Origin of the sequence: Rhizobium indigoferae (assembly GCF_034554815.1) — a bacterium.
Taxonomy (GTDB): Bacteria; Pseudomonadota; Alphaproteobacteria; order Rhizobiales; family Rhizobiaceae; genus Rhizobium; species Rhizobium leguminosarum.
This window is the reverse complement of record NZ_CP140637.1, coordinates 1121846-1148432: the sequence shown is the minus strand read 5'-3', so window position 1 is coordinate 1148432 and position 26587 is coordinate 1121846. Positions and strand designations below refer to the sequence as shown.

Sequence of the window (26587 nt, the reverse complement as noted above, 5' to 3'; positions counted from 1 at the left end):
GCTGCCTAACCTGGCATTCCTGATGGGCGGCGATATTCCTGCCGAAGGGATTGAGCGCGACGAGGCCGAACATGGCCGCAAGCAGGATCACCGTTTATGATCGAAGACGTATTCAGCTTCATGGGCGGCCCCCGCGCCAGATGTGTCGATCCCGGCATGCTTCGGTGAATGCCGGGTGGTCAGGTCTATGTCGCTTCCGCGCCCAAAAGGTCGGCATGATGCTCCTGCGCCACGTCGGGATGAGAGCGCAACCGCGATTTCAGCACGTTGCGGCCCACCTCGCGGAACAGAGGATTGAGAGGATCCTGCGTCACGCCCCGCACCTCTGCAAGAAGCGCCGGTGGCAAATCGAGAACAGGGATGGTCGCAGCCAGATTCGCACCGAGGAAGAACGGAATGGATAGCCTGTCGCCGCCGGCCGGCGGGGTGACGACGCGATGGATATTGGCCTTGAGGTAACCGTTGGAGGCGAGTTCCAAGAGCTCCCCGACATTGACGACGAAGGTGCCGCGGATCGGCGGCGCGTCGATCCAGCCGCCTTCGCCGTCATCGACCTGCAGTCCGCCAATGACGTCCTGCAACAGGATGGTGACGAAGCCGCCATCCTTGTGGGCGCCGACGCCCTGGTTGCTCTGCGTCTGATCGCGACCGGGATACCGCACGATCTTCAGAAGCTGGTTCGGACCATTGGCATAGATCGGCGCGAAGACATCAGGGCTCTGGCCGAGCGCCTCGGAAAATGCCTGGAGGACTTTCAGACCGACGGCGGTCACCTCTTCGATCCATTCGAGTACGGCTGCGCGCATGTGCGGAAGCGCCGAGGGGAATTGGTTCGGACCGAACAGCCGCTTCCATGGAGGATCGCCCGGACCGATCTCCAGCCTCTGGCGCTCAGGGCCGAAATCGACCTGTTCCCGCCAATCCTGCTTGCCGCGCGTATATTCGAAGCCGGCCCGGTTATAGCCGCGGAAATGCGGCGACTTGCGCATCTCGATTTCCAGCTTCTGCTCTTCCGGCAACGAGAAGAAGCGGCGCGCGAGTTCGGTCAGATCGTCAATCCGTCGCTGCGGAATACCGTGTCCGGTGAGATAGAAAAATCCGAGCATCCGGCTGACGTCGCGTAGCTCCGCGAGCGCCTGCTCTCGTTCCGGATGAGCGGATGCAAAACGCCCGAGGTCGAGTATCGGAAGCGTCCTTGTTGCAGCGGCCACGGCATTATCCTTCTTGATGAAACTATTACGCCGGAAATGGTGAGCTCAGATCTTGAAGATGGGCATCACGCCTTACCCTTGCGGACAACGTCCGCAGTCGTCACCTTCTTCCTGGAGTATACGTGCTCCCCCATCAGCTTCTCCGGGATTCGCTTTTTTGTTCTGTCCCGGCAGCGAGCAAAAAGAACTGCGCCGCGAAATAGAAAACGCCGAGCCGTTGTGTCAGGGCGCAACGCGCACGATCAGCTTTCCGAAATTCCTCCCTTCCAGAAGACCAAGAAAAGCCTCCGGAGCGTTTTCAAGTCCGTCAACGATGTCCTCCTTGTATTTGAGCCGTCCCTCGGAGATCCACGCGCCGGTTTGCTGATAGAAATCAGGACGCTGATCGGCAAATTCGCGCTGGATGAAACCGCGGATGGTCAGGCTTTTGCGCAGGATGGCACGCATCACAGCAGGAAGCTGATCACGTCCACTCGAGGCAGAGGACCCTTCGTTGTAATGCGCGATGAGCCCACAGACCGGTATGCGCGCGAAGTCGTTCAGCAACGGAAAGACCGCGGTCCAGACGTGGCCACCAACATTCTCGAAATAGACATCGATGCCCTTTGGACAAGCGGCTGCAAGTTGTGCCGGAAAATCGCTTGCATGATGGTCTATGGCGACATCGAAGCCGAGCGCCTGGCGTACGAAGTCACATTTCTCAGGCCCGCCTGCGATTCCGACGACACGCGCACCGGAAATCTTTGCCATCTGTCCGACTGCCGAGCCAACCGCGCCGCTCGCTGCCGCAACCACAAGCGTTTCGCCGGCCTTGGGTTTGCCGATATTGCGAAGGCCGGCATAGGCCGTGAAGCCGGGCATTCCGAGAATGCCGAGTGCCGTCGTGATTGGTGCGGTTTGCGGATCGAGCTTCCGCAAGTCCGCACCATCTGAAATGGCATAACTCTGCCAGCCGGAATGCGAGAGGACGATATCCCCCGCCTTGAACGCCGCGTTGCGGCTGCGTGCGATCCGCGCGACCGTGCCCCCTTCCATCACGCCGCCGATGTCGACCGGCTTGGCATAGGATTTGGCATCGTCCATGCGGCCGCGCATGTAGGGGTCCAGGGAAAGATAAAGCGTCTCAAGAAGAACCTCGCCCTCGGCGAGATCGCGAACCGTCTCCCGCTCGAGCCGGAAATTCGCCGCCACCGGCTTTCCGGATGGGCGCGATGCAAGAACGATGCGGGTGGCAACGGGTTGACTAGCCATGGGTGTGCTCCCTTCGGACTTTTCCTTGGTGTATCAGGAATTTGCTTCAAGCAAACTGAGCGCTCGCCATCTGGGCCCTACCGGAGCACCCCTTGTCGCCGTACACGGGCGCATTTGAATGGCCGCATGATTTTATCCCTCAATCGATTCCAATTTAAGGAATTATGCAGCAACCGACCTCCGACGCTTTCCCACACGAAACGAAGTCGAGAACACGTACTGACGCATGACTATACGGTCATCAGTCGGCGCTCGTTGTCTGATGGCCAGGTTGCTGGTGATCCAACTGCCCGCGCACCTCATTTCCGCGTTTCAGCAGATTGAGGATTGGACAGAGCTTTTCCACGGTCGCCTGCAGTCTGGCGATGTCCGCGGTGCTTGCGGGAGATACCAGGGTGACCAGGTAGTTGATGTCCTGGGGATAGACGGGAATGTCTTCATATCCTTCTGCACCTGCACGCGGATCGATCGTGGCGGAGACTTCCGCATGCAGCGATTCAAGCGGCACGCCCTGATCGGAAGCATGGATCAGAAAGGTATGGGTCAGGCAGCTCGAAAGCGCGCTGAGCAGAAGTTCTGGAGACGACGGACCCAGATTGTAGCCGGCGAAATCGGGCGGGCTGTCGGAAATGACCTGAAAATCCCGAATTCGGATACGACGTACGCCGCTGCGGCCCTCTGCGCTTGCACTGGCCTTCAATGTGACCGCGCCCAGTTCGCCCTTGCTGACGCGCGCCCGCCGATCGAGTAGTGCTTCGCGCTTCTGTCGGAGATACTCATTCAAAGTTGTCATCGCTTGCTAGTATTCCCTATTGTCGAGACCGATGCTGGGATGGCCGAAGCGGACGGTCGACTCTTCGGCTATAAAGTCCATGGATAGAATTTTCTAAATTTAGCTGTTTGCCCGAAACAGCCGCCTTCGATAGTTCCTTCTTGCCGATGAACCCCTCGCCTTGGGCCTTCAGCGATACATCGTTCCATCGCAAAGCGGTTTGTGCGTGGGCGCCTCGCACACGCCCTCATTCATCACGGTTCCAGCCCTTGCTTTCAGCTGTCTTTGCGACGAGGGATGCATAGTCTCTACTGATCTCGTCGAGCTTTTTCACCAATTCACCGTCCGGTCCGCCGAGCAGAGTTTGATAGTCCTCGCCTCTCTTCGACGTCTCCCAATCATTCCCAATAAAGCGTGCGGTTGCCTTGCCAGAAGAAGACACTTCCAGTGCGGGATCACCAAAGGATGCGGCAGCGCGTTTCAGGCCGTCTTGGAAGGTTGCGTCATCAAGGCCGCTATAAGGCTTTCCTTCGGAGTTCGTCACGTTGAGGAAGATCTGTTCGTCTCCAAACACGGTGTATCCGCCGCCCAAGCCCTTTTCCGTTGCGTCTGCTGCCTCGAAGAATTTCTGCGCGACGGTGGCGTTGAGGCTGTCTTGGTGAAACCGCACGACAACAAAGCCCGTCTTACCTGTTGTGTCGTTGAGGCGAGAGGCAAGGACGCTATATTGGCGGAAGACGTAGCCCAGGGAGCCGGCAAGCCGATCAGCCGCGGTGTCATCAAGATCCCCCTCGGTCTGAAGTGACGCATTGGTTTTGAGGAGATATCCGCCGGGCGTCACCTCTGTCTCCAAGGTCGCAGGGTCGATGCCATTGGCTGTTATGATCTTCGGCACGATCTCTTTTAGCACTTCGGCTGAAAATGCCGCTCGATCATCATAACTGGCCTGGGAAAGCCGCGGCAGATGGAAACCTGCGGAGGGCGTCGCCTCGTAGGACAGAAGCACCTTTTGGTCTGCAAGCGCCGTATTCTGGAATGCAAACGGGATGATGGCAGCCAGAACAGCTGCTCTCAATGTGGTTCGCAACACGACGGCTCTTTGGGCGAAAAATCTGCTTTGCATGCCTTGTAGTCCTGGTTGAACGTTGCAACGTTTTGTTGTCGATGGGTGATGTTGAAGATCACCTGTTGAGGGTTGGCGGCGCTGTTCCTGCCATGGAGTGAAGAGCCAGAAGCTCTTTCAATGGCAGTGCCTATACCGGCGCGAAGAGATTTCGATGGTGAGCTCGGCGCATTTCGATTGGAGTTCCTTGTCCGTGCCGTCTTCGAAATGGTCGTCGAGGAGCAGGGAGCGATACTCTCGAGCAAGCAACCTCGTTTCAAGATCGTCGCGCAGTGCGGAGAGCCGGAAGAATTGGCGTAGCCTGCCCATGGTGTCTCTCCGATTAGGCGGCGCGATGAATGCTGGCATGTGATGCCGACATCAGTGTGTGGATTGCCCGCAGCACATCCGACGGCGAGGCAAAGTGCTGGCCGTCGAGGTCATGAACATGAAACTTCACGGCGATGAACTTCAGCAAGTCCTTGTCTGGAACGACGATACCGACCGGAACGCCGGCATATTCGATCACCTGTTTGGCCATTGCGATCATCCGATAAAATCGGCCCTTCTTGCGAAGTGCACTCGACTGAGGCACGTTATAGTCTATTAATTTTATAGACTATATAGGAAGGGGATGCGGGAGACTATTCCCATCGGTGCCAACTTCTCCCTGTAATTTGAGAAAATATTTCTAATTTGAGAGCGTGGCGGCTTTCGGGCATGGGTCCAAGTGGCACCTAGGCCTTGATTTCCGACGGCATCAGCAAACAAATTATTCTTTTCCAATGCGAAAGAAATTCTGCCTTCCGGCCAGCCACATCCTAAGGATAACTGAACGGGCCGCGGCGACTGCATAATTCATAGTATTACAGCGTCCTTTGCGCGTCCGAAAAGACGCGCAGCACCGTAGTCCCGAGCAAGGCAGCGCAGGCGGACACGTTATTCATGCAAAAGCGACTTATCCTTACGGCCGGTATCAACAGTACCGGGTATCTTGCCGATTCCTGGCGCCATGTCGGCGGTTCGCCACTGGTCTTCGCGGAGTTCGACCATTATCTACGGACGACCAGGATTGCCCATGCCGGCACTCTTGATGCGGTGTTCTTTTCAGACCATCCGGCGCTCGGCGCCGATCCTGCGCAGCGGCCGCTGCACAGCTTTGAACCGCTGACCCTGTCGACGGCGCTTGCTGTTGCCGTGCCAGATATCGGCTTCGAGATTACGGTTTCCTCCACCTACAGTGCGCCCTACGATCTGGCGCGCCGGCTGGCGACACTCGATCACATTTCTGGCGGCCGCGTCATCTGTAATATCGTCTCGTCCTTCAACCCCGCCGTTGCGGCGAATTATGGCTCTGCGCCTTTGCCGCCGCGCGAGGCGCGCTACAGGCAGGCACATGAATTCATGTCGGTGGTTGGTGCGTTGCTGGATAGCTGGGAGCTGCGTCGGCCAGCCGATCCACAGGCTGGGCTTTGGGATCCGGATTTTGCCCGTCCGATCGGGCACAGGGGCGAATTCTACAATGTCGCCGGGCCGCTCAACGTGCCTCGCGATAGGCAGCGGCGCGCCCTCATCGGCCAGGCGGGAGCTTCCGGTCCGGGGCTCGATTTTGCTGTCGCCTATGGCGAGATCATCTACTGCTCGTTGCTGTCGCTATCGGCGGCTCGCGCCTTTCGTGACGAGCTCCATAAGCGGGCCATCGCGAAGGGGCGTGACGTCGGCTCTTTGAGGGTCGTTCCCGGTCTGGTTCCGATCATCGGGCGTAGCCGGGAAGAGGCGTTGGAGCGGCATGAGGCGGTGTCGGGGACAGGTAGCGAGGAGGGACTGTTGCGGCGCTTCGCCAGGGATGCCGGGATCGACTATGGCGCGCTTGATCCCGATGCGCCAGTCTCCGGCGATCTCTTCACGACGACGGCCGATCAACAGCGCCCGGCAGGTTTCTCGCAGGCTCTGGCCGAACTTGCGCGCCACGAGCGTATCACGCCGAGGCAATTCGTGCGGCGCGTGGAGGGCGGCCACAGGCTCGTGGCCGGCACCGCTGACGATATCGCGGCCGACATCATCGCCTGGTGGCGTTCCGGCATCGTCGACGGTTTCAACATCCAGGCTCCGGTCCTGCCCGACGATCTCTCCGACTTCGTCGAACAAGTGGTCCCACGCCTGCAGGATGCCGGCATATTCCCGCGGCATTATGAGAGTGGAAGCCTGCGGGAGCGCTTCGGGCTGACGCAGGAAGCATCATCAGATCGTTATCTCAAGGGAAGCGGCAGCGCATGAGCGGCAGATTGGACATCGTCGATATTCATACTCACCTCTGGCCGCCGGAATGGGGCCTTGATGGCGCCAGGCGCATATCCTCCGGACTTCCTAACGATATCCTGAGGAAGATCGTCGATCCGGCCGCGCTTCTCGACGAATTCGAGGCGGCCGGTGTATCACTTGCGGTGTTGAGCACGACGGTGGAAAGCCTGTTCGGCGTTGCGGGACCAGTCGATACCGAGGTGATCTCCAATGTCAACGATTGGCTGGCCGGACTGGTCAAGGCCAATCCGGGGCGCCTTGCGGCATTGGCGACCGTCGATCCTTTTTCAGGCGAGATCGCTGGGCGCGAGGCAGAGCGAGTGCTTGGCGAACTCGGCCTGTCGGGCCTCGTCATCGATTCTTCCCGCGATGGCAAATTTCTGGGCGACGCCAGTGTGCGGCCGACACTTGCGGTCGCAGCCCGGTTCAAACGGCCGGTCTTCGTGCATCCGGTCAACGCGCCGCAGGCGGACATTCTGATTGCGGGTGCCGGCAAACTTGGCAACTCCCTTGGCCGTGGGCTGATGAACGGTGTCGCCTTCCTGTCGGTGTTGGAGAGCGGCCTGCTTGACGAGTTTCCCGACCTCGACTTCGTTTTCGCGACCCTTGGCCTCGGCGCCATCGTGCAGGCGTCACGCGGCGGCCGTTACTCCAGGCAGAACCGCGCCGAAGGCCGAAGGCCGAATATCTATTTTGATACGATGGGCGACGATCCCTCGATCATCGCCATTCTCGCGGAATTCTTCGGTCCCGACAGAGTGCTTGCCGGAACCGACTGGCCGATCCTGCCATCGCTTTCGCAGCAATCCCTGGGCAGGAGTTTCAAGACGGCCGGCCTCGACGCGGCGGCGCAGGCGCTTATTGCCGGCGGCAATGCGCGACGGCTTCTCGGCCGCGTCGATCGGTAGATCGACGGCTCTGGAAATGCTCGATCGTTGCGGCGATCGGGAGACAGGCTCGAAACGCTGACAAGCTTTGCTTTCAAAGCGCGATAGAAAATCTGCCTTTGAGTTGGAGGGCTGTAAAGGGATCATCCGGACAGCGGGGCATGGGGCTCCGTCCGCGGCCTGCCGCGTTTGTGCTTTCGGAGCAGCCTATGTCGATCAATCGCCGCCAGTTCAATCAGTTGCTACTCGCAAGCGGGGCCGGCCTCGCGATGGCCGGCATGCCTCGTTTTGCTGAAGCAGCCGCTGAAACCCCGGTGAGGGGCGGTACGCTCAATTGGGCCTATTATCCCGACCCGAGCGCACTGATCGCCATCAACACGTCATCGGGCACCGGTCAGGCGATCGGACCGAAGATCAATGAGGGCCTGTTCGATTTCGACTACGATCTCAATCCGATCCCGCTGCTGGCGACAGAATGGTCGGTCAGCGACGACCAGCTGCGTTATAGCTTTAAACTGCGCAAGGGCGTGAAATGGCATGACGGCGCAGACTTCATCGCTGCCGACGTGGCCTTTACGATCCTTCGGCTGAAGGAAGCCCATCCCCGCGGTCGTATCACCTATCAGAACGTGACTGCCGTCGAGACGCCCGATCCGCATACGGCGATCGTCGTCCTTTCCAAACCCGCGCCTTATCTGATCACAGCACTCAGCAGTTCGGAATCGCCGATCGTGCCGAAGCATGTCTATGAAACCTTCAAGCCGGAGGAACAGCCCAAGCTTGCGCAGACGATCGGAACCGGACCGTTCATCCTCAAGGAGTGGGTGCCGGGCAGTCATCTGATCTTCGACCGCAATCCGAACTATTGGGACGAAGGCAAGCCCTATCTCGACCGGGTCGTCCTTCGCGTCATCCTCGATCCCTCCGCGCGCGCTGCCGCGCTCGAAACCGGTGAAATCGACATCGGCGCCAACCCGGTGCCCCTGTCGGACATAGAACGCCTGAAGGCCAATCCAAACCTGGTCGTGGATACGACGACCTACGCCTATTCCGGGCCGCAGCAGCAGCTGTTCTTCAACTATGAGAACGAGATTCTCACCAAGCGCGAGGTGCGGCTGGCGATCGCCCATGCCATCGATCTGCAGAAATTGCTGGATATTGCGCTGTATGGCTATGGCGTCGTATCGCCGAGCCCAGTCAGCACCGCATTGCCGAAATGGTATGATCCGAGCATCAAGGCCCGGACGCCGGATCCGAAACTCGCAGAAAAACTTCTGGATGAGGCCGGCTATCCCAGAGGCGCAAACGGCAGTCGTTTCAAGCTTCGCCTCGCCTATAACTCTTTCCTCACGCCCTCCTACGCCGACTTCATCAAGCAATCCCTTGCCGTCGTCGGTATCGAGGCGGAGATCCTCAAGTTCGATCTCGCGACCTACCTCAAGACCGTTTACACTGATCGCGCATGGGACCTTGTCATCGAATCCCTTTCGAACACCTTCGATCCGAGCCTCGGTGTGCAGCGCGCCTACTGGTCGAAGAACTTCAAGATCGGCCTCGTCTTCTCCAACGCCAGCCACTACGTCAATCCCGAGGTGGACCGGCTTCTTGAAGCGGCGGCAGTCGAGCCCGATGAGGCGAAACGACGCGACCTCTGGTATCAGTTCCAGCGCATCATTCACGAGGATGTTGTCTCCGTCGATCTGGTCGCGGCCGGTTCACAGATCATTGCAAGCAAGAAGGTCAGGAACTTCGCGCCGGGTGCGCAGGGCATCAACAACAGCTTCGGCCAGATATGGCTCAGCCCGGAGAGCTGATGCTGGTGACCGTGCGATGACGCGGGTGGAGAGACGTCGTTCACGTCTCTCCTGGCCGCCCCAATATCTTTCAGAGATCAACATCAATGCGTGATGGAGGCCCAGCGTGACCCAGAAGACAATCTCCCGAGACACATTCCGCAACTGGCTCGCCGACGGTGAGGAACTGGCCGTGTTCGACATCAGAGACCCGGCAGTTGTCGGCTATGCATCACCTCTCTTCGCTACCAATTTGCCGGCCGAGTTTGTGGAAAGCGAGATCGGCCGCTTCGTCCCGCGCACCGTCGTGCGCACCGTTCTTGCCGACGGAGGTGATGGCGCCGCTGCCCTGCTTGCCGAAAAACTGGGGAAAGCAGGATGGGCAAATGTCTTCGCGCTCGAGGGCGGTATTCCCGCCTGGACGGCGGGAGCAGAGGCTTCCCTTCCGACATTCGACATACCGGGCGTCGACTTTTCACTTGCCGTGCGAGACGAAAGGAACACGCCGGTCATTTCGACTGAAGAGTTGAAGCGGCTGCGCGATGCGGGGGAAGATATCGTCGTTATCGACACGCGCACTGTTACCGAATTCAGCCGCGATCATGTCCCCGGCGCGGTCAGCGTGCCGGGTGCTGAGTTGTTGTTGCGCTTCAAGGATGTCGTGCCATCCGAACAGACCAAGGTCGTCGTGTCCTGCGCCGGGCTGCCGCGTGCGATCCTCGGCGCCCAGACGCTGATCGATGCGAGGGTGCCCAATCAGGTCTCCTATCTGCATGACGGGACGAAGGCCTGGACCGGCGCCGGCCTTGAACTCGAAACCGGCAGGACCCGTATCTATGGCGAGGCAAGCCCAGCGGCGCTGAATTTCGCGCGCGAACATGTCCAGGCACTGAGCGCCGATGACCGTTTCCCCGAGATCGATGTCGCCACCGCCCGCAAGTGGGCGAACGATCCTGGCCGGACGACCTATCTTCTTGATGTGCGCACGCCCGAGGAGTTCGAGAAGAACCATCTCGACGGGACGCTTTCGTCGGAGGGCGGCCAGTTGCTCGGCGTCGCCTACCGCACCATCGCCGTTCGCGGTGCGCGCGTCGTCCTCATCGACGACCCGCTTGGGGTGCGGGCGCGCACCGTTGCGCATTGGCTTCAGCGCCGTGGCTTCGAAATCGCGATACTGCTGGTTGATTTCTCGGCCAAGCAACTGAGCGCGGTCGCCTGATGAAAGACCTTGGGGACCTCGCAGAAGCGAAGTCCCCGCAACGCTTCAGCGCGAAAGATACCAGAGGCTGAAACGGCCTTAATCTTCAGCCTTCGTCAGACCCCGGCCGCGGCCAACCGTGCAAGGGCATTCTTTGCAGCGATCGTACGGATCATGTGGTTCTGTGGCGCGTGCGAGCGGGCGGTCATCGCATCGCGATGCTGGCGTTCGAGCTGGAAGTCGCGGTTCAGGCCGGGATTGCCGGCCAGGTCGAGAGCCAGGCTCGTTACCGCGACGCTATTGTCGATGACGACATGGCGAACGTTCATGCCATCCATGCCGACGGCCTTGCCGGCATCGACATCTTCGCCGAGCGATCTGAGCAGCCTGGCGCTGGTCGCGAGTCGGACTTCGATCTCACCCAGGCCGTCCTGGATGCGCGGCACCGTCGCAATCGGCGCGCCGAGGCTTGCCGGCGTATGGCGGGCGGCAAAGGACAACACCCGGTCGCGCGCGGACAAGGCAACGCCGTGATAGACGGCGCCGATCAGCGAAAAGAAGAAGGCCGTCGCATGTTCTTCACGCCGTATCGGTTCCGATGCGGGCTGCGCCTCGATCACATCTGAAAATGGGATGACGACATCGTCGAGAATGATGTCGTCGCTGGCCGTCGCATGCATGCCGGCCGCATTCCAGGTCTTCTCTATCCGCAGGCCGGGGCTGTCGGTCGGGACGAGAAAGGAGGCCAGACGCGGCTCCGGCTCGTCGGTGAGCGCCAGCAGCGACACCCATTTCAAGATCGGAATACCCGTGACATAGGTCTTGCGGCCGGTGATCCGCCAGCAGTCGCCATCGCGCCGGGCGATGGTTTCGGGAAGCGCGCCATGGGCGGGTGAGCCGATGCGGGGTTGGGCCTGGGCGGCGTTGATGAGGGCAGGGCCGAGACGGTTTGCCGACAAGACCCGCTGCGCGAGATGGTCCGGCCACTTTCCGAAGCGGCGCAAGCCGTAATGACTGTTGTAGTGCATGGCGAGCACCAGCGCAGTCGACGGTTCGCCACGGGCGATCTCGCTGATGACGGCCTGAGCTTCGATCAGGCCGCCGCCATGACCACCATGTTCTCGGGCTGTCACGAGGCCGAGCAGGCCGGCCTCGTGGAGATGGGTGAAGTTTTCGAAGGGAAACTCCCCCGTCGCATCGAAATGGGCCGCGCGCTCGGCGAAGTCGATGGCCAGCCACCGCGCCTTGCCGACGGGATCGATTGCTTCCTGCAACATGCTCTTACATGCCTTTCTTCTCAGGCCACGGCGCGCTTGGCGAAAGCTTCGAGATGACGGCGATCGACCCACTCGGCAATATCGAAGTCGGCAGCGAGGAAGCCGAAATCGCGCAGGAAATCCTTGTAGTGGCCGACGGCCTCGACCAGTTCGGGCTGTAGACCGAGGCCGAGGTGACGGTGAACCTCCGGGCCATTGGCGGCAAGCACCTGTTCTTCGGTCGCACCGGCTTCGCGGGCGACGAAGCGACGTGTCTCTTCCGGATGCGCTTCGGCCCAGGCGCTCGCCTTGAAGATCGACTCCAGCAGCCGGTGAACCATATCGGGACGTTCTTCGGCAAGCAGTTCGTCCACGGTCAGCACCCGGGGTGAGCCGGAATTGATGCGGATCTTCGGGTCGGGATGAAAACCGAATTCGACGACCTGAATCGCACCGACCAGATTGGCGACGTTGATGCCCGCCGTTCCCTTGACATAGATCGCATCCACCTCGCCGCGAATGAGCGAAGCGATTTCCGCGCCATAAGCCTGCTGGCGCTTCAACCCGAAGAGCGAAGGGCCTTCCTGGCTCGCCAGGACGGAATCGGCAAGCGCGATGTCGATGACCTCGACATCTGCAAGTTCCAGCCCTTCAAGCGAAAGCGCCGAGACGAGGCCCTTCAGCGCGGTCGCCCGCATGAAGTCGACAATGCCCTCCGGGCGGCGGGCAATGCCGAAGCGGCGGCCTTTGAGATCCCTAGTGCTCTTGATGCCGCTCTCTGGCAGCGTGATGATCGCCTGGAACTCATCCGTCCAGGTAATGCCGACCAGCCGGGTTTTGCGGCCTTCCGATCGAGCGCGGATCGGCGGCACGTTGCCGCCGTGGCGGAATGACCAGTCGAGCGTGTGGTTGAAATGGCTTTGGCGGATGCTGCGATCGGGCGAGTCGATGATCGATTTCAGCGTCACTCCTTCCTTGCGGAAATTCTCCTCGAGATAGCCGAGCTGTGCGGCGAGGCCGACGGGCGTCGGCACCGGGCAGCGGGTATACCAGATTTCCGAAATGGCATTGCTCGTCATGATCGTCCCTTTCAGTGGCGCAGCCCCGCCTGTTTCATCAGCGGCAGCACCTCGCTGCCGAAGAATTCGAGATCGTCGCGGAAATCGAAGAAGCTGAGCTGCAGACCATCGACGCCGGCTGCCTTCAGCTTGACGAACTGGTCGACGACGCTCTCGGGCGATCCAATCACCCTGATGTTGCCGCCGACAAAACGATAGGCGTCCTGCGGATCGCGGCCCTTCCACGCTTGCGCGTCGGAATTCAATGACTGGAAACCCTGTGGCGAGCGCTGGTCGGCATGCGCGACGATGCGGTCGGCGAAGGCCCATGCCTCCTTCTCGGTCGGACGGCAGATGACCATTGGATTGAGCAGCGTGCGCACGGTACGGCCGACATTGGTCGCAGCGCCCTTGACCCTTTTGGTGTGGGCTGGCAGCGACTGCAGCGCGCTGTCGATGTCGGCGCCCGTCGGACTGGTGATGAAGACGATGTCGGAGTAGCGCCCGGCAAAGGCAATGCCGGCATCCGAACCAGTGGCGTTGACGAGGATCGGACGGCCAAAATTCGGTTTCGGCGTCACGAAGCCGCCGCCGAGCTTCCAGCTGCTTTCGCCTTCGAAGGAGAAGTTCTCCGTATCGCTCCAGAGCCGCTGGACGACTTCGAGGAATTCGGCCGCAAGTTCGTAGCGCTTGTCGTGTTCGATGCGCGGCCAACCGAACATCTCGTGCTCGACCGCACGATGGCCGGTGACGACATTGATACCCCAGCGGCCGCCGGTGATGTGGTCGAGCGTCGCGCCGAACTTTGCCAGATGCAGGGGATGCCAGGGGCCGTAAAGAACGTGCATGGTCGAGATCAGCATGATCTTCTTGGTCAGGCCCGCAAGAGCCGCCGTGGAGACGAAGCTGTCGAGCGCCTGGCCGTCGAAGACGCCGCCATAGCCGCCTTTCGGCAGCCATTGCGACAGGGCGAAGACGAGATCGAAGCCCAGTTCCTCGGCTCTGAGAGTAAGGGCCTTGTTGTAGTCGAACCGCCAGTCCGTCGAGCGTTCGAGCGTCGATTGCGTCCAGCCGCCCGCCTGGATCGGCAGAAAGAGACCGAGAAGAACCGGCTGTTTGAGAGCCTGCGACAGCGGGCTCTCAGGAAAATCCGTCGGGGCGGCGAATTTCGGCAAGCCGACGATGGAGCCGGGAAGATGTTGAACGGACATGGTTGTCCTCCGCTTGATCGTTGGCTCGTCGCTCAGGATGCTGCCACGTAGGCGTAGGCGAGGCTGCTGGAGACCCCTTCGCCGCCGACCGTGTGATCGGCGATGCGCTTGTTGTAAATGGTCAACTCCGGCTGGCTAACAATATCGATCGCAGGCAGGTCTTCGACCAGGATCCGCTGGATCTCACGCCACTGCTCGACGCGCTTGGTCGGGTCGACCTCGATTGCCGCGGCCTCCAGCAGCGCGTCGACCTTGGGATTGCTGTAGGCCGATCCGTTCGAGAAGGGGACGCCGGGCTTGAAGTTCTTGCTCCAATAGAGGCGCTGTACGCCGACGGTCGGATCGAAGAGGTTGCTCATTCCCTCGAAAGCGAAGTCGAAATCGCGGTCGGTATAAATACGCTTGGTGTAGGTGGCGAAATCCTGGCTGCGCACCGTCGCGTCGATGCCGACCTTGGCGAGCGCCTGGCGGATATATTCGGAGCCGCGTGGGTAACTTTCTGCGCTCGGCACATAGTCGAGATTGATGCGGGCTCGGATACCGTCGCTGCCGCGCGGGTAACCGGCCTCGTCAAGCAGCTTTTCGGCTGCCGCCAGATCGATCGGATAGGTTTTCAGATCCGGGTCGTACCATTTCGTCAGGTTGGGATTGATCGGGCCGGGAATGGTGCTGCCATAGCCGTAGTTGATGGTATTGAGGATGACTTTCCTGTCGATGACGTGGGCAAAGGCCTGCCGCACGCGAATATCCTTGAAGAACGGGCGCTCGAGATTGAATTCGATACGGCTGATACCGTTGGCATACTGATAGCCGCGCGGTTCGAAAGCGATGTCGGGGAGGGACTTGAAACGTTCCAGGTCGCTGAGCGGCACGGGTGTGGAGGGCGCAAGATCGATTTCGCCGGTCTCGATGGCGATCGAGCGTGCTGCTGCATCTGGAATGAAACGGACGATGAGCTGATCGAGATAGGGGCGCGGCTGATCCCAATAGTCGGTATTGCGCTCGTAAACGATATGGCTGCCGCGGATCCATTCCTTGAACTTGAAGGCCCCGGTGCCGATAGGCGCAAGATTTGCCGGGTTTTCGGCCACCTTGGTGCCCTCGTAGATGTGACGCGGCACGATCGGCGTTTCGGAAGCCGCAAGCGCCGTGATCAGATAGGGCGCCGGCTTGGAAAGCGTCACCACAGCGGTCAGCGGATCGGGGGTCTGGACGTCAACCAGGTTGAGGAAAGTGTTGCGGCCGCGCGGATGAACTTCCTTCAACGTCTTGATGGAGAAGGCGACATCGGCCGATGTGAACGGCTGGCCGTCGTGCCACTTCACGCCGTCGCGCAGCTTGAAGGTATAGGTCAGTCCGTCCTGGCTGATCGACCATTCCTTGGCCAGAAGCGGCTTCGGATTGAGATCGAAGTCGTAGGTCAGCAGTCCTTCGATGACTTTCGGCGACACATAGACCGAATTGAAGGCCGTGTTGGCGATGGTCGTCAGCACCGGCGGTTCTGCCGAAAGCAGGAGCGTTGCCGTGCCGCCGCGCGCGGGTGCTGCAAGGGCTGGGATGCGGGCCGTCGCCGTCACGCCGAGGGCGACGGAAGCAAGGAGAAAGCTGCGGCGCGTGGATGCCGGAAATACTGCCATAGGTTCAACCCTCGTCTGCGGGCCGCGAAGACGCCGGGCGACCCTTGCTGTTTCGACTTTCCAACGACAGGCCCTCTCGTAGAGTTTTTTACCTGCCCGGACAGAATTATTGATAAGTCATTCCGAAAGATGACATTCAGAAAGTAGATATTTCCGAATTGAGCCAGCATTTGTGGGTTTCTTGGAAATATTTACCACTACGGATTTGACAAAACCTACAGATTTAGTCAACTACTATTGCATCGCGAAGCCGAAATCTTCTCAAGCGGCGAGGAAAAGGCAATGTCAGCTTACGGACGGCTCGGCCGTACCATCAGAAAGACGATCCTCCAGGCCGTTCCAACGATGCTGGGCATTGTCGTACTGAATTTCTTTCTGCTGAAGCTCGCGCCCGGCGATGCCGCAGATGTCATGGCGGCTGAATCAGGTTCTGCGACGGTCGAGACCATGGCTGCCCTGCGTGAACGTTTCGGGCTCGACAATCCGATTCTCGTTCAACTGGCCAACTACCTGAACAATCTCGCGCATTTCAGCCTCGGCTTTTCGCCGCGCTATGGAATGCCGGTCGCCGATCTCATCGGTCAGCGTTTGCCGGGCACGCTGATGCTGATGCTGGCGGCGCTCGCGATCGCCATCATTGTCGGCCTCCTGCTTGGCTCGCTGATGGCTACATTCTCCGGCCGGGTTGCCGATCGCCTAATCTCGATCGTCTCGCTGCTTTTCTATTCCATTCCAGGCTTCTGGATAGGGCTGATGCTGATCCTGCTGTTCTCGGTCAAGCTCGGCTGGCTGCCGAGCGGCGGCGATAGCACCATCGGCTCACGGCTGACCGGACTGCCTGCGCTCCTCGACCGTGCCCGCTACATGGTGCTGCCGGCGACGTCGCTGGCCCTCTTCTACCTGGCCATCTATGCGCGCCTGACGCGCGCTGCCATGCTGGAAGTGAAGTCGCAGGATTTCGTTCGCACGGCCCGCGCCAAAGGTGTGGCGCCCTTTTTCTTGACCACACGCCATATTCTGCGCAATGCGCTGATCCCGATCACCACGATGGCCGGCATGCACTTCGGCGGCATGCTCGGCGGAGCCGTCGTCGTCGAAACGGTCTATAGTTGGCCGGGTCTCGGCCGACTTGCCTTCGAGGCCGTCATGGCGCGGGATTTCAGCGTTCTCCTCGGTATCCTGCTGCTTTCATCCTTCATGGTGATCGTCGCCAATGCGGCTGTCGATCTTCTGCAGGCCTGGATCGATCCGCGAATTGGAGCAAGTCGATGAACAGTCATAAACTTGGAACCTATGCGGCAGAGACAATCGATCTCGCGCCGCCGGCAAGGGCGGAGGCCGCACGCCCCGCAACCCAACCGACAGCCCAGCCGCGTTGGACCCACATTCACGCGCCGGATGTGCGCGCCTCCGCCGTTCACGGCACCGCCTGGCGCGGCTTGCGCCGGGAGTTGAAGGTTTTCCTGTCCAATCCCAATGCCCTGTTCGGCGTCGCATTCCTGCTGGTCGTTGCCCTTTCGGCACTTCTCGCTCCGCTGATCTATCCTGGCGACCCGATGGAAATGGTGGCGAGACCGTTTCTCTGGCCCGGCCAGAATGCGACCTATCCGCTCGGCACGGATTCCATGGGGCGCGATGTGCTGGCCGGAATTCTGCACGGAGCGCGCATTTCGCTGACGGTGGGCATCGCCGCGACATTGCTCGGGCTTTCGGCCGGGATACTGATCGGCGCGGTCGCTGGCTATTTCGGCGGTTTGGTGGACGACATCCTCGTCAAGTTCGTTGAGATCTTCCAGACAATTCCGAGCTTCGTCCTGCTGGTGGTGCTGGTCGCCATCGCTCAGCCGACCACCGGGACGGTGACGGTGGCCATCGCCATCGTCAGCTGGCCGACCGTCGCGCGCCTGACCCGGGCGGAATTCCGCGCGATCCGGGAGAAGGATTACGTGCTTGCCGCCCGCAGCCTCGGCTTTGGCCATGCGCGCATCATCTTTCGGGAAATCCTGCCCAACGCCCTGCCGCCGCTGATCGTCACATCGTCGGTCATGGTGGCCAGCGCAATCCTGATGGAGTCGGCGCTCTCGTTCATGGGGCTTGGCGATCCCAATCGCGTCTCCTGGGGTTCGATGATCGGCGCCGGCCGCGACGTGATCCGCACCGCTTGGTATCTCACGGCCCTGCCAGGCCTGGCGATCGTCTTCACCGTGCTTGCCCTCAACCTGATCGGCGACGGCCTCAATGACGCGCTCAACCCGCGTTTTTCGGAGGAGCGCTGATGGCCGCCTTGCTCGACGTCCGCGACCTTTCCGTTCGCTTTCCCTCCGCCGAACCCGTCAAGGGCGTAAGCTTCACCGCCAATCCCGGCGAGATGCTGGCAATCGTCGGCGAATCCGGATCGGGAAAGTCCCTTACGGCATTGGCGTTAATGGGGCTTCTGCCGAGGCAGGCGCGGGCTGGCGGTCAAATCACCTTCGATGGCCGCGACCTGCTGTCGCTTCGGGAGCGAGACCTGCGGCGCATTCGTGGTCGCGACATCGCAATGATCTTTCAGGAACCGATGACATCGCTCAATCCGGTGCTGACAATCGGCGATCAGATCGTCGAGGTGCTGCGCATCCATGAGGATCTCAGCCGCCGGCAGGCCCGCGCCAGGGCGATCGAACTTCTGGAGCTTGTCAGTATCCCCGAACCTGCCCGGCGCATCGGTGACTATCCGCACCAACTCTCCGGCGGCATGCGCCAGCGGGTGATGATTGCGATTGCCGTTGCCTGTAATCCGAAGCTCCTGATCGCCGATGAAGCAACGACCGCGCTCGACGTCACGATCCAGGCGCAAGTGCTGCAGCTGCTCGACAATCTCCGTGTCAAACTGAACATGGCCGTCATCCTCATCACCCACGACCTCGGCATCGTGGCGCAATGGGCCGATCGTGTCGTCGTCATGTATGCCGGACGTAAAATCGAGGAAGGCTTTCCAGGCCCCGTCTTCGACGCGCCATACCATCCTTACACGCGCGGGCTGCTTGCCGCCTCGCCGCGACTGAAGGCCGACTATCACTACAGCGATGGCCCGCTTTCCGAAATCCCCGGTTCGATCGTCTCGGCATCAGGCGAAAAAGGCTGTTCCTTCCGCCCGCGCTGTCCCGTCGCCCGGCCGGCCTGCGGTTTCGCGATACCGGAACTGCTGTCGGTTTCCGCCGAGCGGCAGGTCGCCTGTCCCTATGTGCCGGTCCTTTCGGAGGTAGCCCATGTCGCTCCTGTCGGTCGATAGTCTCTCGACCCACTATCCCGGGGCAGCCGGTACGGTCAGGGCCGTCGACGGCGTATCGCTGGAGATTGCCGAGGGCGAAACGGTGGCGTTGGTCGGGGAATCCGGCTGCGGCAAGTCGACGCTCGGCAAGTCCTTGATGCGCCTCGTCACGCCTTCGTCCGGCCGCGTCCGTTTTCAAGGGCGTGACGTCACGGCGATGTCGGCGAAGGAATTGCAGTTAATTCGCCGCAGCGTTCAAATGATCTTCCAGGATCCCTTCGCCTCGCTCAATCCGCGCCAGACAATCCGCACGATCCTGACGGCGCCACTCGCCGTCCATGGCGTCAGCGGCCGCAAGCGGCGCGAAGCAATCGCCGCCCAGATGGTAGAGCATGTCGGCCTGCCGGCTGATGCGCTTGATCGCTTCCCGCATGAATTCTCCGGCGGTCAGCGGCAGCGCATCGGCATCGCCCGCGCGCTGATCCTGCAGCCGCAGCTGGTGATCTGTGACGAGCCGGTTTCGGCGCTCGATCTCTCCATCCAGGCGCAGATCCTCAATCTGCTCGTCGAGATGAAGACCGAACTCTCGCTATCCTACCTCTTCATTTCCCACGACCTGTCGGTCGTTCGCTACTTCGCCGATCGCGTCCTCGTCATGTATCTCGGCCGCATCGTTGAAAGCGCGTCGACGAGCGATCTCTGGCGCGGTGCAAAGCACCCCTATACGCAGGCGCTGCTGGCCGCCGTTCCCGACCCGAGCCGCCGCAAGCAGGCCGCTCCCATCACCGGCGATCTGCCGAGCTCGCACAATCCGCCGGCCGGCTGTCGTTTCCACACCCGTTGTCCGCTTGCCACCGACATCTGCCGGACCGAGGACCCAACCTTTCGCCAACTCGCCGACGGCCACGCCGTTGCCTGTCACCACGCTCAATGAATGGAGAATGAAATGGTCGATTATCGCTATCTCGGACGCAGCGCCCTGAAAGTCTCGCCGCTCAGCTTGGGAACGATGATGTTTGGTGGGCCGACGCCAGATGACATCGCCTTCCGCATCATCGACAAGGCGCGCGAACAGGGGATCAACTTCATCGATACCGCCGACGTCTATCACGACGGCAAGTCCGAAGAGGTGGTCGGTCGCGGCATCAAGGCGCATCGTGATCACTGGGTACTGGCGACCAAATTCGTCAATTCCCACACCAAGGGGCCGAACCTTGGCGGCCATTCGCGCAAGTGGGTGATCGAGACGGTCGAAAATTCGCTGCGTCGCCTCAACACCGACTATATCGACATCCTCTATTTCCACCGCGCCGTCTTCGACGCACCGCTGGAAGAGCCGGTGCGTGCCATCGCCGACCTCATCCGCGCCGGCAAGCTACGTTATTTCGGCGTCTCCAACTTCCGCGGCTGGCGCATCGCTGAGATCTCGCATCTTGCCGATCAGCTCGGCATCGATCGTCCGGTGGCAAGCCAGCCGCTCTACAATATCGTCAACCGCACGGCCGAGGCCGAACAGCTCCCCGCGGCGCAATATTATGGTCTTGGCGTCGTCTCCTATTCGCCGCTCGCCCGCGGCGTGCTGACCGGCAAATACGAGCCCGGCAAGGAGCCTGCCGCCGATACCCGCGCCGGCCGCGGTGACAAGCGCATTCTGGAGACCGAATGGCGTCCGGAATCGATCGCCATCGCCAAGGAGATCGCAGCGCACGCGACCCGCAAGGGCATCAGCCCGACTGAATTTGCTCTGGCTTGGGTGCTGAACAACAAGCTGATCTCAGCGGCCATCACCGGTCCGCGCACCGAAGAACACTGGGACAGTTACGTCAGGGCGCTCGACGTCAAACTCGATGCCGAGGACGAGGCCCTGGTCGATCGGCTGGTCGCGACCGGCCACCCCTCGACGCCCGGTTTCAACGATCCGAGCCACCCGGTTGAAGGCCGCGTGCCGCGCAGCCCGGCGTCCGGCGCCGACAATGTCGTGCCGCTGACACGCGCCGTCGCCTGACAGCCCCGGCTAGACCCGCAGATCGCGGATCCAGCCGGTCCTTTCCAGTTGGTGCCGAGAAGGTCTCCGCCGCATGCCGAACACCGCCCCTTCTGCCCTGTCGCCAGTCGCCGCATCCGTATCTGTTGCACCCGACCTTGCCGCACTGCTCGCCAAGGTGCCGGAGCTTGCAGCCGAAATTGCCAGAGAAGCGGCGAAGCGCGATCTCGAGCGCGAGCTGCCGTTCGAGGCTTTTCGTCGGTTCAAGGAGGCAGGGCTCGGGGCGCTGCGCATTCCAGTCGCGCTCGGCGGACCGGGGGGCTCCGTCGTCGACTACATCGAGACGATCATGACGCTTGGCGCGGCCGACTCGAATGTCGCCCACGCACTCCGCAGCCACTTCAATTTCACCGAAAGCCTGCTTCTCAACCCGAATTCGGCCATCGACCGCACCCAGCTCGGACGTGTGCTTGCCGGCAAGCTCTTTGGCGGGGCGCACACCGAGCAGGGCACCAAACGGCCGGGCGAAGTAACGACACGACTGACGAAATCCGGCGAAAGCTTCCGGCTCAACGGCCGCAAATGGTACGCAACGGGAACCGCCTTTTCCGACTTTGCCTCCTTCAGCGCCAGGAATGACGAGGATCAGCTGGTCAGCCTTCTCTTGCCGGTCGACCGGAAGGGCATCACCATCCTCGACGACTGGGATGGGATGGGCCAGCGGCTGACGGCAAGCGGCGGCGTGTTGCTCGAGGATGTCGAAGTGCTGCCGCACGAAATCTCCACGCGCGGCCTCAATACGCTGGTCGGGCGCCACACCTCGACGCTGCGCCAACTCCATCTCGCCGCTTCCATGGCCGGCGCCGTCCGAGGCGCCGTGGCCGAAGGTACCGACTACGTGCGGCGGCAGGCGCGTTCCGCCGCCCATAGTGCGGCCGAAACCGCCAATGCCGATCCGTTCGTTCAGAAGATATTGGGCGAGATCGCCGCCGGCTCGTTTGCTGTCGACACGCTGATCCGCGAGAGCGCCCGTGCGCTCGACCGCTCAGTCGAGGCCTTCGGTGCTGGAGATCCGGACAGGCTGGAGGCGGCGCTGATCGAAAGTGCGTTGACGACGGCACGCACGCAAATCGTCGCCTCGCAGATCGCCCTTGCGGCGGCCACCAACGTCTTCGAACTCGGCGGCGGTTCTGCCACGTCCCGTCATCTCAATCTCGACCGGCACTGGCGCAATATCCGCACGGTTCTGAACCACAATCCGCTGCTGCACAAGGCGCGCGTGGTCGGCGATTATTACATCAACGGAACGACGACACATCTGGAGGAAGGCAGGGTTTTCTAGCCCCGTCGCCTCATGGGAAAGGCTGTTTCATGACTTCGGAATTCATCGGGCATGTCTCCAACCGCGAAGGTTCGGATATCGTGCCACCGCAGGGGCCTGTTATCGACAAGGACTATATCCTGAGACATGCACGGGCGGCCGAAGAGGCCGGTATAGACCGGTTGCTGATCGGTGCATTCTCGACCTGGCCTGACAACAACCAGATCGCGGCGCATGTCTTTTCCCACACCAGCCGCATCGGGGCGCTTCTGGCTCACCGCACCGGCTTCATGGCGCCGACACTGGCCGCCCGTCAGCTTGCGACGCTCGATCAGTTTTCCGACGGCCGTCTCTGGGTCCATATCATTACCGGCGGCTCCGACGCCGACCAGCAACGCGACGGCGATTTCCTCGATCACGACCGACGCTACGAGCGCACCGACGAATATCTGACCGTGCTCAAGAAGGTCTGGGAAAACGAGGCGCCTTTCGACCACGAGGGTGAGTTCTACAAATTCAAAGGCGCGTTTTCGCAGGTTAAGCCGGCCCACGGCACGCGCATCCCGATCTCTTTCGGCGGCTCGTCGGAGGCAGCCTTCAAGGTGGCGGGAAAGCACGCCGATATCTATGCGCTCTGGGGCGAGCCGCTGGACGGCGTGCGTGAGACGATCAGCAAGGTGCGGGAAGCGGCAGCGCCGTTCGGCCGGGCCGATGACATCCGCTTCACGCTAGCCTTCCGCATTGTCGTTGCCGAGACCGAGGACAAGGCATGGGAAAGGGCTGACGCCATACTCGAGCGGGTCAAATCGATCGCGCGGCCGGGCGGCAATGGCGAAAAACTCCCGTCCAATGTGGGTTCGGTGGGGCTTCGCGAAGCCGCAGCGCGCGGCAAGGTTCTCGATAAACGGCTCTGGACGGAGGTTGCGGCGGCAAGCGGAGCGGGCGGCAACTCGACGGCCCTGGTCGGCACGCCGGACCAGGTCGCCGAGGCACTCCTCGATTATTATGACGCCGGCGTTTCCAACTTCCTGATGCGAGGGTTTTATCCGACCGAGGATACCGTCACCTATGGGCGCGATGTCGCGCCGCTGGTCAAAGCCGGCATCGCGGCACGCCAGGCGCGTGCTGTCGCGGCGGAGTAATTGGCCAGGCAACGATCGCCATCCGCAGCTTTCATATTCCAATCTGTTCCCCTGCCGCGGCGGGAAGGAGTTTTCATGCGCATCGACCATCGTCCTCACCATTCCATTATTATCGTCGGTGGCGGCTTTGCGGGGGCGTTGACGGCGCTCAACCTCCTCGATCGAACGGCAGTGCCGCTCGCCATCACCATCATCGAACGGCGGGAAGAGCTCGGTCGCGGTGTCGCCTACAGCACGACCGACCCCGCTCATCTGGTAAACGGACCGGCCAACAATTTCTCGCTCTACGTCGATGATCCCGGGCATCTGTCCCGATGGCTTTCAGAAAAGGCTGCTGCCAATGGCAGGCAGCCGCCGGATATCGGCTCGAGCAGTCCGCCGCGTTACCTTTACGGAACCTATGTGCGCGACGAGCTGAAGCGTGCCGTCGGCGAGGCCCGGTTCGGATCGAGCCTGCGCCATATTCGCGCCTCGGCGTCAACTTTGTCGTCCACCCCGCATCGGATCCAGGTTTCGACGAGCGACGGCCTTGTCGTCGAAGCGGACGAGGCGGTGCTGGCGCTCGGCGTTTTTGCGCCGGATCCACCGACGCATGAGGTTGCCGGCCATCCGCGCTTTGCCGTCAATCCCTGGGATGCGGCAGCACTCGACAGGCTGAAGGATTGCGAAGAAATCCTGCTCATCGGCGCGAGCCTTTCGATGGTCGACGCCGTTGCGAGCATGGAGACAAAAGGGTTCCATGGCCACTACAGAGTGATATCGCGGCGCGGCCAGTTCGTCGAAGGCAGGCGGGAGGTCGCGGCCGCCCGAGACTTCCTTGCCGACAAACCGCTGCCCTCGACCACCCGGTCTCTGCTTTCGCTTGTTAAGACCGAACGACGTGCGATCGCAGCGAGCGGCGGTGACTGGCAAGGCCTGCCGCTTGCCATCCGCCCGCACATCCTGTCTCTCTGGCAAAAGGCGGACGACTTGGAAAGGCTGCGCTTTGCCCGGCACCTCCGAGCCTTCTGGGATGTGACGGCGCATCGCTCCGCTCCGGAGAGCAACCTGATCGTCGAGAGGGTTCTTTCGCAAGGTCGCTTGTCTCACGGCGTGGCGCGGCTCATCGATCTGGCCATCGACAAGAAGGGCATCACCGCTAAACTGAAGACGCGGACCGGCATCGAAAGACAGGTGTTCGATGGAGTCATCGATTGCCGCGGTCACCAGTTGCACGACTGGCGGCGCATCTCCGATCCCTTCATTCGCCAGCTGCTTGCGAGCGGCGAAGTGCGCCCCCATTCCACCGGCTTTGGCATTGACGCCACGCCCGAGGGGGATCTCATCGATGAGGAGGGACGGATTCACCGCAATCTCAGCGCCATTGGCCATCCGCTACGCGGCGTTGCCTGGGAGTCGAGCTCGATCACGGAGCAGCGAGCGCAGGCGATCGCGCTTGCGGACCGTATCCTGCTGAAATTCACGCCTGCCCGAGCCGCATCCTGACGGCGCCGTCGGACAAAGAGAAAACCTGACAAAGGGAGGGGCGCATCGGCGATGCGCCCCTTATCCTTGCAAGCCGGCCGCGATTGCCCGCTCAGCCTTGCCCGTCCTTGATATAGACCTCGGCGAAATTCGCCTGCACGCCCTCGGCGCCGATCGTGTGGTTCTTCACGCGTTTGTTGAAGACAGTGACGTTCTCGAGCGCGATGAGATTGATGACCGGAACCTCGTCAGCGATGATCTTCTGGAACGCATTGAATTCCTGCTTGCGCTTGTCCTCGTCGATTTCGACCGATGCCGTTTCCAGAAGGCGATCGACCTCGGGATTGGCGTAGTGGCTGGCATTGGAGAAAGGCAGGCCGAGTTTGAAATTCTTTGACCAGTAGACACGCTGCACGCCGAGCGTCGGATCGAACTGGTTGCCCAGGTACTCGGCGGTCACGTCGAAGACGCGCTCCTTATAGACCTTCTGGATATAGGTCGAGAAATCATAGGAATCGATCGTTCCGGCAATGCCGATGCGCGCCAGGTTCTGCTTCAGATATTCGATGACGCGCTTGAAACCGTCATTGTAGGAATTGTGGGTCAGCCGCAGCTTGAAGCGGATGCCGTCGGCGCCGCGCTTGTAGCCGGCCTCATCGAGCAGTTGTTCGGCAGCCTTGAGGTCGAAGGCGTAGGGTTTGATCGATGGATCGTAATAGCGCGGCAGGAAGACGCTGATCGGCGTCGGAGAAATATGGCCGTAGCCATACCAGACAGTGTTCAGGATGACGTCGAGATCGATGGCGTGGGCAATCGCGCGTCTGACTTTGACGTCCTTCAGATACTCGTTGTCGAGATTGAAGATCAGCTGGGTCAGGTCACCCTTGGTTTCGTAGCCGCGGGAATCGACGCCGATATTCGGCAACGCCTTGATCCGCTCGAGATCGCTGAGCGGTATCGGATTATCGCCGCCGATGTCAAACTCGCCGGTCTCGAATCCGGCCGCGCGCGCCGCGCCGTCCGGCACGAAACGGATGGCGATCTGATCGAGATAGGGCTTGCCGGCATCCCAGTAATCGGGATTGCGCTCCAGGATGATATGCGAACCACGCACCCACTCCTTGAAGACGAAGGGGCCGGTGCCGATCGGTGCGCTGCCGTTCGGATTGATCGGCACATCGGCGATCGGGATATTCTCGTAGACATGTTTCGGCACGATCGGCGATTCTGCCGCATAGAGCGCGCGCAACAGATAGGGCGCCGGTTTGGAAAGGCGGATGACGGCCGTCAGAGGGTCTGGCGTCTCGACTTTCGTGACATTGGCAAAAGTTCCCCGACCTCGCGGGTGAACCTGTTTTAGGAGCTCGATGGAATAGGCGACGTCGTCTGCAGTAAAAGGCTTGCCATCGTGCCATTTGACATTCGGGCGAAGTTTGAAGGTGTAGCTCAGCCCATCATCGGCGATCGACCACTCGGTCGCCAGCTGCGGCTTCGGCGTCAGGTCGAAATCATAGGTCAGAAGCCCCTCGGTAATCTTGGGGCTGACCTTCTGGGTGCCGCCTGCCGTATGCGCCAGCGCAAGGATGGTCGGCGGCTCCGGCTCGACGATGAAATTGAGTGTTCCACCGCTCTGCGGCGTCTCGTCATTCGCTCTGGCGCCGAAGGACGGCAGTAGCGTGCCGGCCGTCGACAGCAGCAGCAATTGGTTGAACCGGCGTCGATTGATGCTCATCGGACCATTCCTTGTCA

The 26587-nt window shown here is 61.1% G+C and carries 23 protein-coding genes; 12 read left to right on the top strand and 11 right to left on the bottom strand.

Translation table 11 applies throughout. The features are described 5' to 3' along the window. Window positions 1-185: 185 nt before the first annotated feature. The 6 genes from U5G49_RS32095 to U5G49_RS32070 all read right to left on the bottom strand — a co-directional run bounded on the left by U5G49_RS32095 (window position 186) and on the right by U5G49_RS32070 (window position 4877). Complete coding sequence (locus U5G49_RS32095; RefSeq protein ID WP_284199523.1) at window positions 186-1211, bottom strand: isopenicillin N synthase family dioxygenase; 1026 nt, start codon at window positions 1209-1211, stop codon at window positions 186-188. Between the two features lie 222 nt (window positions 1212-1433). Next, on the bottom strand, window positions 1434-2462 hold the full coding sequence (locus U5G49_RS32090) for an NADP-dependent oxidoreductase (protein WP_193443193.1): 1029 nt from the start codon (window positions 2460-2462) through the stop codon (window positions 1434-1436). 241 nt (window positions 2463-2703) lie between these two features. Beyond that, window positions 2704-3255: an OsmC family protein gene (locus U5G49_RS32085; RefSeq protein WP_193443191.1), complete on the bottom strand. Its 552-nt coding sequence runs from the start codon at window positions 3253-3255 to the stop codon at window positions 2704-2706. Window positions 3256-3481: 226 nt separating this feature from the next. Beyond that, window positions 3482-4198, bottom strand: a complete 717-nt coding sequence (locus U5G49_RS32080) for a hypothetical protein (protein WP_193443212.1) — start codon at window positions 4196-4198, stop codon at window positions 3482-3484. A gap of 276 nt (window positions 4199-4474) precedes the next feature. Next, complete coding sequence (locus U5G49_RS32075) at window positions 4475-4666, bottom strand: hypothetical protein (protein WP_027687159.1); 192 nt, start codon at window positions 4664-4666, stop codon at window positions 4475-4477. 13 nt (window positions 4667-4679) lie between these two features. After that, entirely contained in the window at window positions 4680-4877 is a 198-nt protein-coding gene (locus U5G49_RS32070) for a hypothetical protein (protein WP_193443188.1), read from the bottom strand. A 404-nt stretch (window positions 4878-5281) separates the two neighbouring features. Here U5G49_RS32070 and U5G49_RS32065 point away from each other — a divergent pair, with 404 nt between their 5' ends. The 4 genes from U5G49_RS32065 to U5G49_RS32050 all read left to right on the top strand — a co-directional run bounded on the left by U5G49_RS32065 (window position 5282) and on the right by U5G49_RS32050 (window position 10536). Next, window positions 5282-6613, top strand: coding sequence for an NtaA/DmoA family FMN-dependent monooxygenase (locus U5G49_RS32065; protein WP_193443186.1), 1332 nt, complete (start codon window positions 5282-5284; stop codon window positions 6611-6613). Beyond that, window positions 6610-7545, top strand: coding sequence for an amidohydrolase family protein (locus tag U5G49_RS32060; RefSeq protein WP_193443183.1), 936 nt, complete (start codon window positions 6610-6612; stop codon window positions 7543-7545). Before U5G49_RS32065 ends, U5G49_RS32060 begins: the two co-directional genes overlap by 4 nt. 188 nt (window positions 7546-7733) lie before the next feature. Then, window positions 7734-9338, top strand: a complete 1605-nt coding sequence (locus U5G49_RS32055) for an ABC transporter substrate-binding protein (RefSeq protein ID WP_193443181.1) — start codon at window positions 7734-7736, stop codon at window positions 9336-9338. Between the two features lie 106 nt (window positions 9339-9444). After that, window positions 9445-10536: a rhodanese-like domain-containing protein gene (locus U5G49_RS32050; protein ID WP_193443179.1), complete on the top strand. Its 1092-nt coding sequence runs from the start codon at window positions 9445-9447 to the stop codon at window positions 10534-10536. A 95-nt stretch (window positions 10537-10631) separates the two neighbouring features. On the opposite strand, the gene U5G49_RS32045 is transcribed toward U5G49_RS32050, so the two are convergent. From U5G49_RS32045 to U5G49_RS32030, 4 genes are read right to left on the bottom strand one after another with little or no spacing between them, the layout of a single operon-like run. After that, window positions 10632-11792 carry an acyl-CoA dehydrogenase family protein gene (locus U5G49_RS32045; RefSeq protein ID WP_193443177.1) on the bottom strand — a complete coding sequence of 387 codons (1161 nt, stop codon included), beginning with the start codon at window positions 11790-11792 and terminating at the stop codon, window positions 10632-10634. 20 nt (window positions 11793-11812) lie between these two features. Beyond that, on the bottom strand, window positions 11813-12850 hold the full coding sequence (locus tag U5G49_RS32040) for an ABC transporter substrate-binding protein (RefSeq protein WP_193443173.1): 1038 nt from the start codon (window positions 12848-12850) through the stop codon (window positions 11813-11815). 11 nt (window positions 12851-12861) lie between these two features. Next, window positions 12862-14040 carry an LLM class flavin-dependent oxidoreductase gene (locus U5G49_RS32035; RefSeq protein ID WP_183907815.1) on the bottom strand — a complete coding sequence of 393 codons (1179 nt, stop codon included), beginning with the start codon at window positions 14038-14040 and terminating at the stop codon, window positions 12862-12864. Between the two features lie 32 nt (window positions 14041-14072). Continuing rightward, the gene (locus U5G49_RS32030) at window positions 14073-15677 is read right to left on the bottom strand and encodes an ABC transporter substrate-binding protein (protein ID WP_193443171.1); all 1605 of its coding nucleotides are present in this window, start codon (window positions 15675-15677) and stop codon (window positions 14073-14075) included. Between the two features lie 282 nt (window positions 15678-15959). Between U5G49_RS32030 and U5G49_RS32025 the strand changes: the two genes are divergently transcribed. The 8 genes from U5G49_RS32025 (at window position 15960) to U5G49_RS31990 (ending at window position 24859) form a co-directional block, all read left to right on the top strand. After that, window positions 15960-16949, top strand: a complete 990-nt coding sequence (locus tag U5G49_RS32025; protein WP_183907819.1) for an ABC transporter permease — start codon at window positions 15960-15962, stop codon at window positions 16947-16949. Further along, the gene (locus U5G49_RS32020) at window positions 16946-17953 is read left to right on the top strand and encodes an ABC transporter permease (RefSeq protein WP_183907821.1); all 1008 of its coding nucleotides are present in this window, start codon (window positions 16946-16948) and stop codon (window positions 17951-17953) included. The genes U5G49_RS32025 and U5G49_RS32020 overlap by 4 nt, the downstream gene beginning before the upstream one ends. Beyond that, entirely contained in the window at window positions 17953-18948 is a 996-nt protein-coding gene (locus U5G49_RS32015) for an ABC transporter ATP-binding protein (protein WP_193443169.1), read from the top strand. The genes U5G49_RS32020 and U5G49_RS32015 overlap by 1 nt, the downstream gene beginning before the upstream one ends. After that, window positions 18926-19861, top strand: coding sequence for an ABC transporter ATP-binding protein (locus tag U5G49_RS32010; protein ID WP_193443167.1), 936 nt, complete (start codon window positions 18926-18928; stop codon window positions 19859-19861). The genes U5G49_RS32015 and U5G49_RS32010 overlap by 23 nt, the downstream gene beginning before the upstream one ends. Before the next feature lie 12 nt (window positions 19862-19873). After that, window positions 19874-20932, top strand: coding sequence for an aldo/keto reductase (locus U5G49_RS32005; RefSeq protein WP_193443164.1), 1059 nt, complete (start codon window positions 19874-19876; stop codon window positions 20930-20932). A 73-nt stretch (window positions 20933-21005) separates the two neighbouring features. Next, window positions 21006-22253 (top strand): acyl-CoA dehydrogenase family protein, encoded by a 1248-nt coding sequence (locus tag U5G49_RS32000; RefSeq protein ID WP_183907829.1) that lies wholly within the window; start codon window positions 21006-21008, stop codon window positions 22251-22253. A 29-nt stretch (window positions 22254-22282) separates the two neighbouring features. Next, on the top strand, window positions 22283-23374 hold the full coding sequence (locus U5G49_RS31995) for an LLM class flavin-dependent oxidoreductase (protein ID WP_322790949.1): 1092 nt from the start codon (window positions 22283-22285) through the stop codon (window positions 23372-23374). Between the two features lie 75 nt (window positions 23375-23449). After that, a complete protein-coding gene (locus U5G49_RS31990) occupies window positions 23450-24859 on the top strand; it encodes an FAD/NAD(P)-binding protein (protein ID WP_193443160.1) in 1410 nt (469 codons plus the stop codon). A 91-nt stretch (window positions 24860-24950) separates the two neighbouring features. Here the strand turns inward: U5G49_RS31990 and U5G49_RS31985 are convergent, their stop codons facing one another. Next, entirely contained in the window at window positions 24951-26570 is a 1620-nt protein-coding gene (locus tag U5G49_RS31985; RefSeq protein ID WP_193443158.1) for an ABC transporter substrate-binding protein, read from the bottom strand. Window positions 26571-26587 lie beyond the last annotated feature (17 nt).